Consider the following 17,508-nt stretch of genomic DNA (forward strand, 5'->3'; position numbering starts at 1 on the left):
CGGTAGCAGCTGATAATAACCAGAACGTTTTAAATCAAACCAGCTGAATAGTTACGTTCTAAGTAGCTTTATGAAGCTTTCACCATTCCCCCAGAACGCATCAAGCAATACAAAATCAAGCCACTCTAAGAAAGCCTTAATTCGCGTTACACCTGGATAATGCTTCCGATAATAGGCCTCACGAGACCGCCAAGCTTTATACAAATGAACACGGCCGGCCTCGAGCTCAATTTTAATTGCCTTGTTTGCAGCAACTGAATTTCCAATTTGATGAAAATTCACCCTAAGCGTTCTGGCAAATTTTTGCTGAAGGTTTTCCTGTCCGGGGCATCCTGTATCAAGAATCTCCGGCTCTACTTGCGTTTGGGAAAACTCTGCGTAATCAAACACGCAGCCCTCAAATTTGCTACCTCTAAGGTTTGAGTTCGTGAACCTGCACCCAACAAATTTACATGAATCAAAAATACACTTATGCAAGTATGCTGAGTCGAACTGCGAGTAGCTGAAGTCGCAATCTGTGAAGCGTTTCTTCTTGGCAACCAAACGTTCAAATTGCTTATTTTTCAGGTTTACGCCTTTTAGGTCATGGGCGATAGCTTGGTCTGGGATAATTTCCCTGCCCGTCGGGCGAAAGTGATCATTCATGGCGTGAAACTCATCCTTCATACGGTATAACATTTGTATCCTAGCCTCGGAGGCCGATTTGCCTGAGGCCAGTATTTCCTGATGAATTTCCGTCAAAAACGGGCGAAAAGTCAGGTAGCATGAGCCGTTCAGGTCATCTGTTCACTCGAACTGAATCTGACAAAACGATCACCAAGCCTCATATCCACTTTTTGACTATGCCTTGTAACTTCATGATTTAAAATAAGTATCAGCAAATTTTTAGCCACACGCAAGGATACTGGCCTGCAAGGCCGTTTATCCGGCAGAATCAACCGAAAAAGCCTGAAAACCACGCTACCGCCCTCCTCGCGACGGAATACCGCCAAGGATGCACGCAGCCAGAGCCTTTAAAACAGAGGAATTGAGAGTGGGAGAGGATTCACCCAGCCTGGCTTCCGATGCTCAGCTGACGATTTGTTCTATTACCGATCAAAATCTGGCACCAGTACTCCTTCAGTGCCTGAAAGGCATGATGCCGAAAGCAGGCACAAGATGGAAGAAAAAAGGAGCAGGGGTGAGAGCTAGGGACGAGGTGCGAGGTTAAAAAGCAACAGCAGTGATTCGCGATTCATCATCGCGGCGTACCAGACCACCGGGACATCAGAACGGCTTACATACCCCTTCTGAAGCCGGCGAGCACTGGGGCGGTTTTTCGATCAGGCCCGGCAGGGGCGAGGCATGGATGCCGAGCCGCCGATGCGGCACAGGGATGTGACGTCAGTGGCGCCCGGAAAATCGTCCCAGCGCGCAGTAGAGAGGCTTCTGCGGGGGCGCCTTTCTTTGGTTACTTTATTTGCGCGTGCAAAGAAAGTAACGCGCCAGAAAGGCGCAACCCCAACCATCAAACTGTTTCGCAACGCCCGCCAGCACAGCGGTTTCAAGAATCAGAAACCATCAGCTTCGGATTGAAATGTTACCCATATCATTGAGCAGAACTGTTACCGATGTGGTTGAACTGCACAGTAACCGTGATTCGAGATTCGTGATTAACCTTGGCGGCACACGGCCGCACGGTGCAATTCGCACCGGCGGGCTAGCAGAACGGCTTCCACCCCCCTCAGCAGCCGACGAGCACCGGGATTATGTTCCGATCAGACCCGAAGGGGCGAGGCAGGGACTGCCGAGCTGCAGATTAAGAACATGAATGTTCCGACTCCCCACCTTGAAAGCCGGCCCCCGCACACTGGCGTCAGAGCGCAGCGAAAAGGCTTCATCGGGGCCTATTCTTAAAGGTAAAAAGCCTTGGATACTTTCTTTGCGTGTCGCGCCAGCAAGGCTCAATACAAACCATCAAACCAACCGCCTCGAAGCACCCGCCAACACGGCAGATCCACGGCCCCGGTAGCATATAGCTACCAAACCGAATTGTTACCCATGCGCTTGAATCGCACCCTATTCAGGTTTGATTAAGAATACCTTGTAGGCTCGTTCTGACTTCTGTAGGTTATTTCCAAAATAATTAATCGGTTTGCTTGGGAATGCTGGCACTGCTCGTGCCAGCGGGGATGGTCGCGGAATCGTTATTCCTGCCCAAGCCCGCCATAGGAGGTGCAGGTGAATGTATCCTGTTGCAATGGCAAGCCTATCCTGGAGTCGAAGTTGCAGGCCTTAGCACTTCAATCCCTGGGTCTATCCCTCCTCGCGGTCGTCACAGCGTTTATGTTTGGCTGCTCATCAGCTCCACTTCATGATGATCATCCCTTTGTTGCGGCTAACATGGCCGAACAATACGGCGAAGCCGCGCTACCCAACGTCGGCGCCAATCTGGCGACGTTGGGCAGCGGCACAGCATCTGCAGTGGTCATTCCGGACAGCGGCTTCATCGACCAGCACCTGGACAGCGTACAAACTCTTCCTTTTCAGCCTCTTGGCCACAAATTCGGCACCGATATCGTTATCGGCCGCTCAAGTGATGATCGCTACCGGGCCGGAATGGGCTGGATCAGCAAGAACGATCACAACCATGTGAAACTGAGTCTGTTCCGGCAGCAAACTCTAGGCGACGGACTCGACGGTCTATGGCTGGCCAGCCTCCAGGGCGAATTTACCCCGCTTGCTCTGGCTAACGATTTCGACTTCACGGGGGAGCTCGCCCTTGCCGCGCAAAGCGACTCCTCGCAACGAACGCCAGGGGGCTCCGGTATCCGCCTGCATCTGGACAGCAAGCCCGCGAACGGCTTCAGCTACGGCTTGGCCCTGAGTCAATTCAGCGCAGGCTTTCACCCCTACGGCAGTGTCGTGGCTGCAGGTGAACGCCGTGCTGTCGCCAAGCTGGGCTACAGACCCTGGAGCGATGCGAAAATGACCGCTAACGCGGATTATATTCTCCGCGGTTGGGATGGCGACATTCCATGCGATGAATACCGCACCGGCCTGTCGTTCTCCAGTACCGTTTTCACTTACCTGAGCGCCAAACTCGAAACATCCGCGCAGCGCACACTCGATTGCGCCGCGGCCTCCGATGCCGGCAACATCGACAGCTGGGCATTGACCCTCTCTGAAGATTCCTGGACGGGCTGGGACATAAACCTGTTTGCAAAGGTGTCGGAAAAGAGCCTGCCCTTCACGCAGGAGCCACAGACCTGGAGCCACTATCGCGTATCCGGTGACCACGACTTACGCCTGGGATCACACTGGGCCTCATTCGGCCCTGAAGTCTCCTTGCGAACCAACACCGTCGGTGAGGTAGAGCGCCGGCTGCAGACCGGGTTCGTGATGGGAATCGAAACCCGTACCCAGAATTTCAGCCTGCACCTGGGTTACGAGGCCCTTACAGGTTACGGGGGTGCACTTGACGGTAATGCCGGCAAGATCAAACTGAATTATCGTCTCGATTTCGATGCCTGAACGGTTGCCAATTATCCCTGCAGACGACGGGCGCGCCAAAACGCAGGATGCATCAACGAAAGCCGGAGCGAGCACTGCTGCCTGTGTGCGACCAGGCCCGCAGGGCGCAACACATAGCATCCAACCGATGCCGAACCCACCGCCACTGCAGATCCAAATTCAAACACGCAAAAACACCCAGAAAACTGACACCCATGTCAGTGAACAGCACTGTTATTCATGTCTCTTCTTCACCTGGCGGACATACTGGTCTTTCTGGCAATTCTTGGCTTCTTTGCCGTTTTAATTAGGTGTGTGCGCAAGCGCACAGCGAAGACACTGAAAATGGTGTTAACTGATTCCATTGTTTGACGGATTGCATATTCGCGCGGCATCCGACGAATAACGCCTGCGCTGGGTTCCATTGAAGCACCAGACGCCTGCAGATCGAGTTGCACAGATGCCGAGGCGGATGTAGCTCCCTCAGTCACAGGTTAGCGTGAGAAGAGAAAAGTCATGAACTTGCAACCCCCAAGCACAGCTGAAACCACAGGCACCTACCTGTTACGTTTTATTTCGTTGTATGACCGGGGACGCGGCATCGCTGTGCCCTGCGATGCCGCTGGCAACGTTGACACGGCTTCACTCAGCCTGCGACTTCGCCTTGCGTATCTTCGCGCAAGGTTAATGGTAGGTCGGGAGTACTCACGTCCAACAGTGCAGCCGAAGGCCGGCAGATGGATAGGCTCCGCTTTACCCATGCTGCACATGGACACTAAACCGCAAGAAGTAATTTAGTACCAGCAGGACGCCAGAACAACGCTATACCCCCCTGGGCAGAAAATTGCTCCGGCATTGACTACCGGCCATCCATGGCCCTGCGCCTGCGAACACCGGGCGCATGCAGCGATCAGGCCCGCAGACAGGGACTGTTGTACCTCCGATGACAGCATACCCGGCTCTTCACCCTGACGGCAGGCCGACCGCAGAATGGCGTCAGAGCACAGTGCAAAGGCGGCATCTGGGGTCATTACTATTAACCTGGCTGGCAAATAGGTTCTTTTTATGTCCAGCTGCCGCGGGTTATCGATCGACGGGCACGAAAATAAAAGGGGCAGCCATTATTAAACCGGTGGCATTTTACGTCTGTAGAGCCGGTTTAATACTGTGGCGCAGGATGCGCCACCATTGGCCAACGGCCAATGCGAGCCTTTGAAAATCCAGGGATTTCACAAATTCCGCCTGACTTTCAAGGGCGATGATGAAACAGGGCGGGACGACCTGTTTCATCGCCAGGTTAATAGCCAACGGCTACCCTGATACCGGATCATTTTCAAAAGAGCGGTCAATTTTTGGCGGGCTATAAAAGCGGTCTTTACACTTCTTTGGTGCGCTAACGCACGGACAGAATTTTGGCATGCATACATACTGAAAACAGCACTTTACGCCTCGATTCAAATACCACCACAAGGATTCGACCATGAAAGCGCTTGTTTACTTGGGACCAGGAAAAAAAGCATTGGAAGATCGACCGAAGCCAGATATTTCTGCGCCTACCGACGCCATCGTAAAAGTGACGAAAACGACAATTTGCGGCACTGACCTGCACATTTTGAAAGGTGATGTGCCAACCTGCCAGGCGGGCACTATTTTAGGCCACGAGGGCGTAGGTATCGTAGAAAAGGTGGGCGAGGCAGTAACAGCATTCAAACCGGGTGATCGGGTTTTGATTTCATGCGTCAGCGCCTGCGGAAAATGCAGCTATTGCCGCAAAGGTATGTACTCCCATTGCAGCACCGGCGGCTGGATTTTAGGTAATAGTATTGACGGCACCCAGGCAGAATTCGTGCGAACGCCTCACGCCGACACCAGCCTTTACCCCATTCCGGATGGCGCGGATGAGGAGGCTCTTGTGATGTTGAGCGACATTCTCCCAACGGGATTTGAGTGCGGCGTGCTTAACGGAAAAGTTAAGCCAGGCGATATCGTTTCAATCGTCGGCGCAGGGCCGATCGGTCTCGCAGCCTTGCTCACTGCTCAGTTCTACTCGCCGGCCGAAATCATCATGATCGATCTTGATGATAACCGTCTTGAAATGGCAAAACGTTTCGGCGCAACGGCGACCGTCAATAGCACTGACGGCAAGGCCAAGGATACTGTCATGAGTATGACGAACGGGCGCGGTGTCGACACGGCCATTGAAGCCGTCGGTATTCCTGCGACCTTCGAGCTTTGCCAGGAAATTATTGCGCCGGGTGGAACCATCGCCAATATCGGTGTACACGGCAAAAAAGTTGACTTGCATTTGGAAAGTCTATGGGATCGCAATATTACTATCACGACTCGCCTCGTTGATACGGCAAGTACACCAATGCTGCTCAATATACTGGCGGCGAACAAAATAGATCCAAAAATGCTCATTACTCACCGCTTCTCGCTAGAGAACGTTATAGACGCATACGAGACATTCGAAAACGCGGCGAATACGAAGGCACTCAAAGTGATTATTAACCAATAACGCTGATATATTCCGGCCGGCGTACAGGACATTTCCACAGGAAATAATCACGTCAATGGGTGTTTAGATCGTGCATTTCCCATGGATGCACAAGTGTTATGTGTTTTCATTTGGGCACGATGGGGTTGTGTCGCAAGAAGAGGGCTTCCACAATCAGGATAGTCAGCATTACGACACAAGCGATGCCCACCACCAGCAGATCACTGGATATTTTAATCCAGAGAAATCCAGCCAGAACGACCAGATCAAGAAAAATTGCGCCTATAAGAACGGCGCTACGGGCGCCAATTTCCTGCCGCAGATGACGCAATATGCCCCAGTGAACGGCCATATCCATTATCAGATAAAAAATGATGCCCAACGCGGCGATACGTGATAGATCAAAGAAGGCCGTCAGCAGCAAACCCAAGACAACTGTATAGACCAGAGTATGCTTTTGGATGCTGCCCGGCATCCCAAAATGACTGTGGGGGACAAGTTTCATCTCTGTCAGCATTGCCAACATCCGAGAAACTGCAAATATGCTGGCGATAATTCCGCCTGCTGTCGCCAGCATAGCCAGCACAACCGTAAACCACAGAGCATATTCGCCCAGTGCAGGCCTGGCGGCAGCCGCCAAGGAGTAATTTCTCGTTTCGATAATTTCCTGAAGAGACAAGTTGCTCGCGACAGCAAACCCCACCAGCGCGTAAATAACAACACAAAGCGCGATGGAGATGATGATGGCTCTGCCCACATTGCGGTGCGGGTCTTTCAGCTCCGAGCCACTGTTTGTAATAGTGGTAAACCCCTTGAAGGCCAGAATACCGAGGGCCGTAGCGCCAATGAAACCGGCCAGTGATATGTCAGGGTCTTGGGCTGAGAAATTAACTTCCACCGAATCTGCCACCGTGACCCCCACAACGCCGAACAGAACGATACCGCCTATCTTGATAAATCCAAGCACCGACGACACGCCCTCGATCATACGGTTAGCGGATAAATTGATCAGAAAGGCTACCAACAACAATCCGACCCCCAGTGTTGGCACCAGCAAACTGCTATCGTCGATTTCAAACAACTGCAGTGTATAAGCCCCAAATGTGCGGGCCAGAAAACTCTGGGCGATGACCATAGAAAAATACATCAGCAGGGAATGAAAAGCCGTTGTCAGCGTACTGCCATAAGCCTTTTTCAGGTACATGGCTATTCCGCCGGCCGACGGATAAGCATTCGACATTTTAACGTATGAGTGGGCGCTGAATGACACTATCAGTGCGGCCGAAAGAAAAGCCAGTGGGAAAAGACGCCCGGTCATCTCGGCCATCTGACCGGTCAGGGCAAATATCCCTGCCCCGATCATCACCCCAGTACCAAGGGCAACAGCTCCGACCAATGTCAGACTGTCTTTACGATACTGCGGCTTTCGATCTTCAGTCATCTGCATATCGTTACGAATATCTCCTCTATCCAAGGTCGGCGATATCTATCCTGGATAACATAGTGGTCGCAATTGAGGCTGCGATGCCGCGCATCGAAACCCAGATCCCCGCTTCCCAGTTCTGAACATGCAAGACCCCGAATACGACACCTTTAACTGCTACTTCAAGCTTTGCCGCTGCTTGAACCTAAGCGGACAGTCAGAGTTGCTTGCGTAACTTCAGCAACTCCTTGCGGCGCACGGCGCTGACTTTCGGGTAGCTCATTTTAAGGTCCTGCAGCGCCTCAACGATGATCTGGGAGATGATCAGCCTGGCGTTCTTCTTGTCATCGGCCGGAATGACATACCATGGTGACTCCTCTGTGCTGGTGGCACTCAGGCATGCCTCATATGCACGCATATAGTCGTCCCAGTGCCTGCGTTCCTGGATGTCGGCGAGGCTGAACTTCCAATTTTTCTCGGGCTCATCGATACGCGCGAGAAACCGTTCGCGTTGTTCCTCCTTAGACAGGTGGAGAAAGAACTTGATCACCCGCGTGCCGTTGCTGTGCAGATGTGCCTCCAGATCCGTGATGGATTTGAAGCGCTCGTCCCAGATGGCACTCCCGGCGACCGCATCGTCGGAAAACCCCTGCGCCCGGAGCAACTCCGGGTGCACCCGCACCACGAGTACATCCTCGTAGTAGGAGCGATTAAATATACCGATCCGCCCCCGCTCCGGCAGACGCTTGGTGGTGCGCCACAGGAAATCGTGCTCCAGCTCCTCGACGCTCGGTTGTTTAAAACTGAATACCTGGCAACCCTGTGGATTCACGCCCGACATGACATGGCGAATAGCCCCGTCCTTGCCGGCGGTATCCATGCCCTGGAAAATCAACAGCACGGCTTGCCGATTCGAAGCATAGTTCAATCGCTGCAACTCGCTCAGTTCGACGACCTGAGCCTCCAGCATCTTTTTATATGCTTTCTTGGAGTCATAAACGGGCACAATCTTGGTCGGACGCTGAGCCAAATCAACTTTATTGCCGGGATGAACGCGGTGATCATTAGGATCTATTTTCATAAAATCTGCCTGGTGTTCATGTTATTAGCCTGGCGGAGAAACAGTTTTCCGCCCTATTTGTCCGTTATGTACAGGAAGTACGGTCCCATAACTTTTGCTCCTGCAAAGTAAGGATTTCCGCCATCCTTGGCGGCCATACCGCACACGCATGGATGCGTGTGCGGTCACGCCATAGGCGCTTTAACCTAAAAGAACGGGCGCAGGTGCGTGGACATGCTGACCTTCCTCAGGGGAAAAGGTGGCGTTCACATTGGCCTGCGGCCAATGATGAAGCATCCCTGCTTCATGGATTCACCCGCCGGATTAATAGCCACCGATGAGTTTTCCACCAAGAGCAAAAGCGCCGGCAACAAGCGCAGCGACCGTGCCGAGCAGGCTCCATAACTGGTTCGGCTTCATACTCCCCAAAAGCTCGCCAACCGTGAGTTCCGATGGATTCTTCGCAGCACTGATTTTTGCAGTCGGGCGCTGCGTCAGCTTTTGTTTCCAGCTGGAAAGTACATCCGCTCGAGCGCAATAACAACAGTTGCGCAGCAGTTGTCCAGCAACTGCGTCACTGCCTTGAGAGGCGAATCAGCACTGATGGTATTTCGCCCGACAGTATGCGGAATGAGCCCTTCGCTTCGAAGCCGGTCTTCAACAGCACGCACAAAGACCTCTTGCTGCTCCGTCGCCGTTCCACCAACGCTGACGAACAGGTTCAGCTCACTCATTTCCACAGCTCCTCAGTGACGGGATGAGACGCATATCGTTTGCAACCTGGCCTGCAATCCTGCTGGCGACTCATGGGAAATTGACGCAGCCGTCGCGCAGGCCGGATCAACCCAGGCGCCTGCAAAGCACGCTACCGCCCTTCCGGCGACGGAACATCGCCTGCGATCCGCCAGCGACAGGGGGAAACACAAGTATAGGAAACGCGGGAGGATTCACCCAGCCAGGCTTCCGATGCCCACCAGACAAGATGTCGTTATCCGTCATGCCACAGGCGCTTTAATCTGAAAAGTCCGGCCATGCAGGGCGTTTATCGTCACAGGCCGGGGCCTTCCCATTGGCCCGTCTATTCAACGCAACGCCCAATGCCAAAACGAAAAAGGCCCGACATTTCTGCCGGGCCTTTCTATTGTCCAACCTAACGATCTCGTTCCAGCTCGCAGATTGCAGCGCGCGGATTCGAGAACCTAGCCTCAGTCTTCCCGATAATTATCAATCGACGGGCAGGAGCAAATGAAGTTGCGATCCCCGAACACGTTGTCGATACGGTTGGCCGCCGGCCAGAACTTGTTGCGACGGGTGGATTCGGTCGGGAACACCGCCTCATCACGGCTATAGACGCGATCCCAGTCACCCACCAGGTCCGCCATGGTGTGCGGTGCATGGTGCAGCGGGTTGTTTTCCGCCGTCCATTCACCGGATTCGACGCGGCTGATTTCGCCACGAATCTTCACCATGGCTTCGATGAAGCGATCCAGCTCCGCCTTGGATTCGGACTCGGTCGGCTCGATCATCAGGGTGCCGGCCACCGGGAAAGACATGGTGGGCGCGTGGAAACCGTAGTCCATCAAACGCTTGGCGATGTCTTCCTCGCTCACGCCGCAGGCTTCCTTCAGCGGGCGTATATCGACGATGCATTCGTGGGCCACACGACCGTTACGGCCCCGGTACAGGATCGGATAGTGCTCACCGAGCTTCTCGGCCAGGTAGTTGGCACCCAGGATCGCCACGCGGGTGGAATCCTTGAGGCCGGACTTGCCCAGCATGCGGATGTACATGTAGCTGATCGGCAGGATGGCACCAGAACCGAAAGGCGCCGCAGATACTGCGCCGTTCTGGTTGTCCAGACCCGGTACAGCACTCACCTGATGACCCGGCAGGAAGGGTGCCAGATGGCTCTTCACGCCGATGGGGCCCATGCCCGGGCCACCGCCGCCGTGGGGAATGGCGAAGGTCTTGTGCAGGTTAAGGTGCGATACGTCGGAGCCGATCAGGCCCGGCTTGGAAATGCCGACCTGGGCGTTCATGTTGGCGCCATCCATATACACCTGGCCGCCGTGCTTGTGCACCAGGTCACAGATCTCGACGATTTCCTGCTCGAACACGCCGTGGGTGGACGGGTAGGTAATCATCAGGCAGCTGAGGCTCTCGCTGTGCTGCTCGGCCTTGGCACGCATATCGGCCACGTCGACGTTGCCCCTGGCATCGCACTCAACGATGACCACCTTCATGCCCATCATGGCCGCGGACGCAGGGTTTGTGCCGTGGGCGGATGACGGAATCAGGCAGATATCGCGGTGACCTTCACCGATGGATTCCTGGTACTTGCGGATTGCCAAGAGACCTGCATATTCGCCCTGGGCACCGGAGTTGGGCTGCATCGAGACGTTGTCGTATCCGGTGATTTCCACCAGCATGGCTTCCAGCTCTTCGAGCATGCGGTGGTAACCCTGAATCTGGTCCTGCGGTGCGAAGGGGTGGATATTGGCAAACTCGGGCCAGGTCACCGGAATCATTTCGGCGGTGGCATTGAGCTTCATGGTGCAGGACCCCAGCGGGATCATGCCGTGAACCAGGGAGTAGTCCTTGTTCTCGAGCTGCTTCATGTAACGCAGCATTTCAGTTTCGCTGTGGTGGGTGTTGAACACCGGATGGGTCAGGATGGCATCTTCGCGGCGCTGCGCAGGCGCAATACCGGTGGCCTCCCCTGCCATAATGCGCGCATCGATGGCAGCCACATCCAGGCCGTGGCCAGCACCCAGAATAACATCGAACAGCTCGGCGACATCGGCGGCGGTGGTCGTTTCGTCCAGGCTGATACCCAGACGATCCGTGCCGTTAAGGCGCAGGTTGCAGCCCTGTGCCAGGGCGCGCTGATACACCGCCTGCTGCTGATCGTCCAGGGTCAGTGTCAGGGTATCAAAGTAGCTGTCGTTGACCGCAAAGCCCTTGTCCGCCAGGCCGATGGCCAGAATAGCGGTGAGGCGGTGGGTACGCTCGGCGATGGCTTTCAGGCCATCCGGGCCGTGGTACACGGCGTAGAAGCTGGCCATGTTGGCCAGCAGCGCCTGGGCGGTACAGATGTTGGAGGTCGCCTTCTCGCGGCGGATATGCTGCTCGCGGGTCTGCATGGCCATGCGCAGGGCCTGGTTACCACGGGTATCGACGGAAACACCGATAATGCGACCCGGCACCGAACGCTTGAGCTTGTCGCTGGCGGCAAAGAAAGCCGCATGCGGACCACCAAAGCCCATGGGCACACCAAAGCGCTGCATCGAACCCAGCACCACGTCAGCCCCCAGTTCGCCAGGGGATTTCAGCAGCACCAGTGCCATCGGATCGGCCGCCACGGCCACCATGGCCTGCTGGCTCTTGGCGCTGGCGATCAGGGTCTTGATATCGGTGATGTTGCCGCAGGTACCGGGGTACTGCAGCTGCGCACCGAACACATCGTGCTGATCCAGCTCTGAAGCCGGCGCCACGACCACATCGTAACCGAAGTATTCGGCGCGGGTGCGGATAACGTCGATGGTCTGCGGGTGCACATCATCGGCGACAAAGTAAGTATTGCTCTTCTTGCGGTTGGAACGCTTGCACAGCGTCATGGCCTCAGCCGCGGCGGTGGCCTCATCCAGCAGGGAGGCGTTGGCCAGATCCATGCCGGTAAGATCCATTACAAGCTGCTGGTAGTTGAGCAGGGATTCCAGTCGGCCCTGGGCAATTTCCGGCTGGTATGGCGTGTAGGCGGTGTACCAGCCCGGATTTTCCAGCACGTTGCGCAGTATGATGTTAGGCACGCGGGTGTTGTGGTAACCCATACCGATATAGGACTTATTGACCTTGTTCTGCCGCGCCAGGCCCTGCAGATAGCTCAGCGCCTCGACTTCGGTCTCACCGTCGTTCATGGCCAGGGCATCGTCGAGCAGAATGCTGGACGGTACTGTCTGGCGCATCAGGTCGTCGAGGGACTCGGCATTCAGGGTCTGCAGCATGGAGTGCTGTTCGGCCGCATCGGGGCCAATATGGCGACGGGTAAAATCCGTGCGCTGCTCAAGTTCAATCAAGGTACGGGGTTCAACAGCCATAACACTAACCTGCGTGCTCTGTGCCGGCTTCGGATCTGCCGAAACCTGCAACGGGTTCTAAAAAAGCGAAGAGCGCACAGCTCTTCGCGTTTTGCATCAATAGCCGCCCTGCGAGTGCAGGGCGCAACTTATTCCGCAACCGTCGCCTGATAAGCGCTCGCATCGAGCAGCTCTTCGAGCTCGGAGGCGTCGCTCAGTTTCAGCTTCGCGATCCAGCCTGCCTGGTAGGCATCTTCGTTCAGGGTCTCGGGGGCATCCACCAAAGACTCGTTCACGGCAATCACTTCGCCGGACAGGGGCGCGTAGATATCGGATGCCGCCTTGACGGACTCCACCAGGGAGAAGTCTTCCCCCTTGGCGACATCACGACCGACTTCGGGCAGTTCAACGAAAACCACATCGCCGAGCAACTCCTGGGCGTGATCGGTAATACCGACGGTTACGGTGCCGTCGCCATTATCGAGAATCCACTCGTGAGATGCAGTATATTTCAGTGTATTGGGCACATTGTTCATCGATAAATCCTTCTAAAACACTATTTTCAGTTCGATTTTTGAGAAACGGTACCTTTATCGATACCTTAACGGTGCGATTAACGGTAAAGGGGGAAGCGGCCACAGAGGGCTTCCACCTCGGCCAGTACCCGTGCCTCGACCGCCGCATTGCCTGCAGGGCTATCTACCAGACCATCCAGCACGTCGTTGATCAGATGCCCGATCTGGCGAAATTCGGTCGCGCCAAATCCACGGGTGGTGCCGGCCGGTGTGCCCAAGCGAATACCGGAGGTCACCATGGGCTTTTCCGGATCAAACGGGATGCCGTTCTTGTTGCAGGTGATGCCGGCGCGCTCCAGTGCCTCTTCCACCTGGTTACCCTTCAGGCCCTTGGGCCGCAGATCCACCAGCATCAGGTGCGTATCGGTGCCGCCGGTGACGATGTCACAGCCGCGCTCCACCATCACCGAGGCCAGGACACGGGCATTTTCCAGCACCTGGTCAATATAGGTCGTGAAGCCGGGCTGCAGGGCTTCACCGAAGGCCACGGCCTTGGCGGCAATCACATGCATCAGCGGGCCGCCCTGCAGACCGGGGAAGACCGCGGAATTGATCTTCTTGCCCAGGTCCAGGTCGTTGCACAGGATCATGCCGCCGCGGGGGCCACGCAGTGTCTTGTGGGTGGTGGTGGTAACGACATGGGCGTGGGGCAGCGGGCTCGGGTGGGCACCGGTGGCGACCAGGCCGGCAATGTGGGCCATGTCGACCATCAGCAGTGCGCCGACCTTGTCGGCAATGGCACGGAAACGGGCAAAGTCGATTTCCCGCGGGATGGCGGAACCACCGGCGATTATCAGCTTGGGCTGGCACTCGAGTGCCAGCGCTTCCACCGCATCGTAGTCGATGCGCTGGGTGTCCGGCGATACGCCGTACTGCACGGCATTGAACCACTTGCCCGACAGCGCCGGGCGGGCGCCATGGGTCAGGTGACCGCCGGCATCCAGCGACATGCCGAGGATGGTGTCACCGGGCTGCAGCAGCGCCAGCATCACCGCGCCATTGGCCTGGGCACCTGAATGGGGCTGCACATTGACGAAGGCGCAGTTGAACAGTTCCTTGGCACGGGCAATTGCCAGAGCTTCGGCTTCGTCGACGAACTCGCAGCCACCGTAGTAGCGACGGCCCGGATAGCCTTCGGCGTACTTGTTGGTCAGTACAGTGCCCTGGGCCTGCATCACCGCCTTGGAGACAATGTTTTCCGAGGCAATCAGCTCAATCTGGCTGTCCTGACGGCGGAATTCCGCATCCACCGCACCCTGCAGCGCAGGATCGGCGGTGCCGAGATCCTGGGTGAAAAACGCGGCGCGTTCAGCGTTGGCGTAGAGATCCTGTGTGCTCATGGTCTTATTGTTCCCAGCTGACTGAAGGTTGATTAACAGGCCACCACGTTGACGGCCAGGCCGCCGGTGGAGGTTTCCTTGTACTTGTCCTGCATGTCGAGACCGGTCTGGCGCATGGTCTCGATCACGGAGTCCAGCGACACATGGTGCTCACCGGTGCCGCGCAGCGCCAGGCGCGCCGCGTTGATGGCCTTGACCGCCCCCATGGTATTGCGCTCGATGCAGGGCACCTGCACCAGGCCACCGATAGGGTCGCAGGTCAGGCCCAGATTATGCTCCATGCCGATCTCGGCGGCGTTTTCGACCTGGCGATTGCTGCCCCCGAGTACCGCGCACAGAGCGCCGGCGGCCATGGAACAGGCCACGCCTATCTCGCCCTGACAGCCGACTTCGGCGGCCGAAATGGAGGCGTTTTTCTTATACAGCATGCCAATGGCGGCGGCGGTAATAAGGAAGGTCTTGATGCCTTCGACGCTGCTGCCCGGTACAAAGCGGTCGTAATAGGCCAGTACCGCCGGAATCACGCCGGCGGCACCATTGGTGGGCGCGGTCACGACACGGCCGCTGGCAGCGTTTTCCTCGTTCACGGCGATGGCATAGAGGTTGACCCAGTCGAGCACCGTGAGGTGATCCTTGATGCTGCGCTCGGGATGATTGACCAGCTCCTGCCACATGTCATGGGCACGGCGCTTGATGCGCAGCCCGCCCGGCAGCTCGCCGGTGTGCTTGCAGCCTTCGCGGATGCAGTCATCCATCACCTGCCATATCTTCAGCAGGCGCTGGCTGATTTCCGCGTCCTCATAACGGGTGCGCTCGTTCTCCATCACCAGCTCGGCAATAGTCAGGCCCGCTTCATCGCCGTAGGCCAGCAACTCGGCGGCGTTGTTGAACGGGTACGGCACTTCGATGGATTCATCCTCGGCGCCGCGGCCCTGATCATTGGCCTCTATATCACTGAGCACAAAGCCCCCGCCCACTGAGTAATACACATTGCTGTAGAAAATCAGCCCGGCGGCATCCAGCACGTCCAGGCGCATGCCGTTGGGGTGCTTGGGCAGCGACTCGCCAAAATGAAAGCGCAGGTGATCGGCTTCGCGAAAGGGTACTGGCAAGGTTCCGCCCAGTAACAGGCTGCCGTCTTCGCGAATTTGCGCAATAAGACCGTCGATACAGGCCGGATCCACCAGATCGGGCTTCTCGCCCAAAAGGCCCAGCATCACGGCGATGTCCGTGGCGTGGCCCTTGCCGGTCATGGCCAGAGAACCGTACAGGCTCACCTTCACCGCCGCGACCCTGTGCATCAGTTTGCCCTCGGTGAGTTCCGCCACAAAGCGGTTGGCCGCAACCATCGGCCCCACCGTATGGGACGACGAGGGTCCAACCCCTATTTTGAACAGATCAAATATGCTCAGTGCCATCTCGTCGCCTGCTACATCTAGTGTGAGTAAAACAGTGCCCCTGACGCCCTGCTCAGGACACCCCGGGGCCCGCCGGATTCAGTACCCTGACTTCGCGCTGCGGGAACGGAATCTCGATATTGTGTTCCTTGAAAGCATCCCAGATCATCAGCAGCAGATCCCCGCCCACGCGGTTCTCACCGTCATCGACCCCTTCCATCCAGAACTCCACCAGGATATCCACGCCGGAATCACCAAAACCGCTGATCTCGGCATCCGGCCGCTCCTCAATGGGCACCTGCTCGCCGCTGATCACCCGCGGGTGACTGGCGACCACTGTGCGCAGCAGGTCGAACAGAAAATGCAGGTCTGTCTTGTATGACACCTGAAACGCCAGCGCGTAACGCTGCTTGATGTTCTTGTGCGTCCAGTTGGTGAAGCTGCCGCTGATAAACTGCTCGTTGGGCACCATGATGTCCTTGCCATCAAAGGTTTCCAGCGTGGTGGATCTCATGTTCAGCTCGCGGATCATGCCCTTGCGGCCGTCTTCCATCTCGACGTAGTCACCCACGCTCAGCGAGCGCTCCAGCAGCAGGATAATGCCGGAGATAAAGTTCGAGGCGATGGACTGCAGGCCAAAACCCAGCCCCACACCCAGGGCGCCCCCGAATACCGCCAGCGCCGTCAGATTGATGCCCATAATCTGCAGCAGCAGAATGAAGACAATAAAGAAGAGCGCTATCTGAAACAGCTTGGCAAAAACTTCCCGCGTGCCCGCATCCAGATCCTGCTGGCTGCGGATAATCTGCTGGCCGGCCGTATTCGACAGCCGCCCAAGCCAGAACAGTACCGACCCGAATATCAGCACCCGTGCCACACCGTAGGCCGACACCTGGATATTGCCGACCTCCACCGAAATGCTTTCGAGGTAGGCGATCAGGCCATCGAGCCAGCCAAAAATATGCAACAGGGCGATGGGCAGAAAGACCCAGGATGCCAGGGTGCGAAAAAACTTCTTTTCCACAAAACGATTGATGATCGAGTAGAGCATGAACACCACGGCGAAGCTCAAACCCAGACGCACCAGCCAGTTCTGAGCGAACAGTTTCTGACTCAGATCAGCGGCAATCGACAGCATCAGAATCAGCATCAGTGGCAGCAGCAGGTTGCGCGACGCATAAATCTGCAGACGTAATCGCAACAGGGCGCCCTCCAGCGGGCGTTTTCTCAGCAGCGGCGAATGACTCTTCAGGTAAGCCGCGATGGAGTAACCCACCAGTAACGCGATCGCAATCAGGCCGATCTGGGAGTAAAAGGTCGGACTGCTTAGCCACTCCAGCGATGCAGACAACATCTGCTCAAACCTGTCCATGAACTCGTCTATGTTCATCAATACTTTCCTGCCACGTCCCGGGGGTTGAATTATTACGTTAATGCCGTGGTACAGCTCCCAGTATGATCGGCAAACAGCCAGAAGGCGAAACAGCCAGTCTCCGTGCCCGGCACAGGCTTAACCCCAGAGAACAGTTAGACTAGCAACAGCGTTTCCAAAAATCAAAGAAATATTTCCTATTGGAAACTTAATTCCCTTTAGTGGGAATCAATCACCAACAGAGGGCTTTCTTTCCAACATCTGGCAGCTTGTGTA

Annotated in this window: 14 protein-coding genes; 4 read left to right on the forward strand and 10 right to left on the reverse strand. The window is 56.0% G+C overall.

Annotation, left to right across the window (positions count from 1 at the left end; all coding sequences use genetic code 11):
- Positions 1-51 precede the first annotated feature (51 nt).
- Positions 52-645 (reverse strand): pentapeptide repeat-containing protein, encoded by a 594-nt coding sequence (locus tag MRS74_RS14440; RefSeq protein ID WP_254580980.1) that lies wholly within the window; start codon positions 643-645, stop codon positions 52-54.
- Between the two features lie 699 nt (positions 646-1,344).
- Here MRS74_RS14440 and MRS74_RS14445 point away from each other — a divergent pair.
- Both MRS74_RS14445 and MRS74_RS14450 read left to right on the forward strand, forming a co-directional pair.
- Positions 1,345-1,575 carry a hypothetical protein gene (locus MRS74_RS14445; RefSeq protein ID WP_254580981.1) on the forward strand — a complete coding sequence of 77 codons (231 nt, stop codon included), beginning with the start codon at positions 1,345-1,347 and terminating at the stop codon, positions 1,573-1,575.
- Between the two features lie 645 nt (positions 1,576-2,220).
- Positions 2,221-3,513: a hypothetical protein gene (locus MRS74_RS14450; RefSeq protein ID WP_254580982.1), complete on the forward strand. Its 1,293-nt coding sequence runs from the start codon at positions 2,221-2,223 to the stop codon at positions 3,511-3,513.
- A gap of 1,119 nt (positions 3,514-4,632) precedes the next feature.
- On the opposite strand, the gene MRS74_RS14455 is transcribed toward MRS74_RS14450, so the two are convergent.
- Positions 4,633-4,800: a hypothetical protein gene (locus MRS74_RS14455; RefSeq protein WP_254580983.1), complete on the reverse strand. Its 168-nt coding sequence runs from the start codon at positions 4,798-4,800 to the stop codon at positions 4,633-4,635.
- A gap of 172 nt (positions 4,801-4,972) precedes the next feature.
- Here MRS74_RS14455 and MRS74_RS14460 point away from each other — a divergent pair, with 172 nt between their 5' ends.
- Positions 4,973-6,010 (forward strand): zinc-dependent alcohol dehydrogenase family protein, encoded by a 1,038-nt coding sequence (locus MRS74_RS14460; RefSeq protein WP_254580984.1) that lies wholly within the window; start codon positions 4,973-4,975, stop codon positions 6,008-6,010.
- Between the two features lie 106 nt (positions 6,011-6,116).
- Here the strand turns inward: MRS74_RS14460 and MRS74_RS14465 are convergent, their stop codons facing one another.
- Together MRS74_RS14465 and MRS74_RS14470 are read right to left on the reverse strand one after the other, a co-directional pair.
- Complete coding sequence (locus tag MRS74_RS14465; protein ID WP_438362340.1) at positions 6,117-7,436, reverse strand: APC family permease; 1,320 nt, start codon at positions 7,434-7,436, stop codon at positions 6,117-6,119.
- Between the two features lie 193 nt (positions 7,437-7,629).
- Positions 7,630-8,493 (reverse strand): ADP-polyphosphate phosphotransferase, encoded by an 864-nt coding sequence (locus MRS74_RS14470; protein ID WP_254580986.1) that lies wholly within the window; start codon positions 8,491-8,493, stop codon positions 7,630-7,632.
- Between the two features lie 213 nt (positions 8,494-8,706).
- Between MRS74_RS14470 and MRS74_RS14475 the strand changes: the two genes are divergently transcribed.
- On the forward strand, positions 8,707-8,877 hold the full coding sequence (locus tag MRS74_RS14475; RefSeq protein ID WP_254580987.1) for a hypothetical protein: 171 nt from the start codon (positions 8,707-8,709) through the stop codon (positions 8,875-8,877).
- An 89-nt stretch (positions 8,878-8,966) separates the two neighbouring features.
- Here the strand turns inward: MRS74_RS14475 and MRS74_RS14480 are convergent, their stop codons facing one another.
- The 6 genes from MRS74_RS14480 to MRS74_RS14505 all read right to left on the reverse strand — a co-directional run bounded on the left by MRS74_RS14480 (position 8,967) and on the right by MRS74_RS14505 (position 17,250).
- On the reverse strand, positions 8,967-9,206 hold the full coding sequence (locus tag MRS74_RS14480) for a hypothetical protein (RefSeq protein WP_254580988.1): 240 nt from the start codon (positions 9,204-9,206) through the stop codon (positions 8,967-8,969).
- A gap of 471 nt (positions 9,207-9,677) precedes the next feature.
- On the reverse strand, positions 9,678-12,569 hold the full coding sequence (gene gcvP / locus MRS74_RS14485; RefSeq protein ID WP_254580989.1) for an aminomethyl-transferring glycine dehydrogenase: 2,892 nt from the start codon (positions 12,567-12,569) through the stop codon (positions 9,678-9,680).
- 128 nt (positions 12,570-12,697) lie between these two features.
- On the reverse strand, positions 12,698-13,084 hold the full coding sequence (gene gcvH / locus MRS74_RS14490; RefSeq protein ID WP_254580990.1) for a glycine cleavage system protein GcvH: 387 nt from the start codon (positions 13,082-13,084) through the stop codon (positions 12,698-12,700).
- A gap of 77 nt (positions 13,085-13,161) precedes the next feature.
- On the reverse strand, positions 13,162-14,463 hold the full coding sequence (locus MRS74_RS14495) for a serine hydroxymethyltransferase (protein WP_254580991.1): 1,302 nt from the start codon (positions 14,461-14,463) through the stop codon (positions 13,162-13,164).
- A 32-nt stretch (positions 14,464-14,495) separates the two neighbouring features.
- The gene (locus MRS74_RS14500) at positions 14,496-15,881 is read right to left on the reverse strand and encodes an L-serine ammonia-lyase (protein ID WP_254580992.1); all 1,386 of its coding nucleotides are present in this window, start codon (positions 15,879-15,881) and stop codon (positions 14,496-14,498) included.
- A gap of 52 nt (positions 15,882-15,933) precedes the next feature.
- A complete protein-coding gene (locus MRS74_RS14505) occupies positions 15,934-17,250 on the reverse strand; it encodes a mechanosensitive ion channel family protein (RefSeq protein ID WP_254580993.1) in 1,317 nt (438 codons plus the stop codon).
- Positions 17,251-17,508 lie beyond the last annotated feature (258 nt).

It is taken from the genome of Marinobacterium sedimentorum (assembly GCF_024267675.1).
Classification (GTDB): domain Bacteria; phylum Pseudomonadota; class Gammaproteobacteria; order Pseudomonadales; family Balneatricaceae; genus Marinobacterium_A; species Marinobacterium_A sedimentorum.

Excerpts from the sequence above, each read along its gene's own strand:
- MRS74_RS14440 (WP_254580980.1), bottom strand. The coding sequence starts at position 645 with ATGAATGATCACTTTCGCCCGACGGGCAGGGAAATTATCCCAGACCAA.
- MRS74_RS14445 (WP_254580981.1), top strand. The coding sequence starts at position 1,345 with ATGGATGCCGAGCCGCCGATGCGGCACAGGGATGTGACGTCAGTGGCG.
- MRS74_RS14460 (WP_254580984.1), top strand. The coding sequence starts at position 4,973 with ATGAAAGCGCTTGTTTACTTGGGACCAGGAAAAAAAGCATTGGAAGAT.
- MRS74_RS14465 (WP_438362340.1), bottom strand. The coding sequence starts at position 7,436 with ATGCAGATGACTGAAGATCGAAAGCCGCAGTATCGTAAAGACAGTCTG.
- MRS74_RS14470 (WP_254580986.1), bottom strand. The coding sequence starts at position 8,493 with ATGAAAATAGATCCTAATGATCACCGCGTTCATCCCGGCAATAAAGTT.
- MRS74_RS14475 (WP_254580987.1), top strand. The coding sequence starts at position 8,707 with ATGCTGACCTTCCTCAGGGGAAAAGGTGGCGTTCACATTGGCCTGCGG.
- MRS74_RS14480 (WP_254580988.1), bottom strand. The coding sequence starts at position 9,206 with ATGAGTGAGCTGAACCTGTTCGTCAGCGTTGGTGGAACGGCGACGGAG.
- gcvP (WP_254580989.1), bottom strand. The coding sequence starts at position 12,569 with ATGGCTGTTGAACCCCGTACCTTGATTGAACTTGAGCAGCGCACGGAT.
- gcvH (WP_254580990.1), bottom strand. The coding sequence starts at position 13,084 with ATGAACAATGTGCCCAATACACTGAAATATACTGCATCTCACGAGTGG.
- MRS74_RS14495 (WP_254580991.1), bottom strand. The coding sequence starts at position 14,463 with ATGAGCACACAGGATCTCTACGCCAACGCTGAACGCGCCGCGTTTTTC.
- MRS74_RS14500 (WP_254580992.1), bottom strand. The coding sequence starts at position 15,881 with ATGGCACTGAGCATATTTGATCTGTTCAAAATAGGGGTTGGACCCTCG.
- MRS74_RS14505 (WP_254580993.1), bottom strand. The coding sequence starts at position 17,250 with ATGAACATAGACGAGTTCATGGACAGGTTTGAGCAGATGTTGTCTGCA.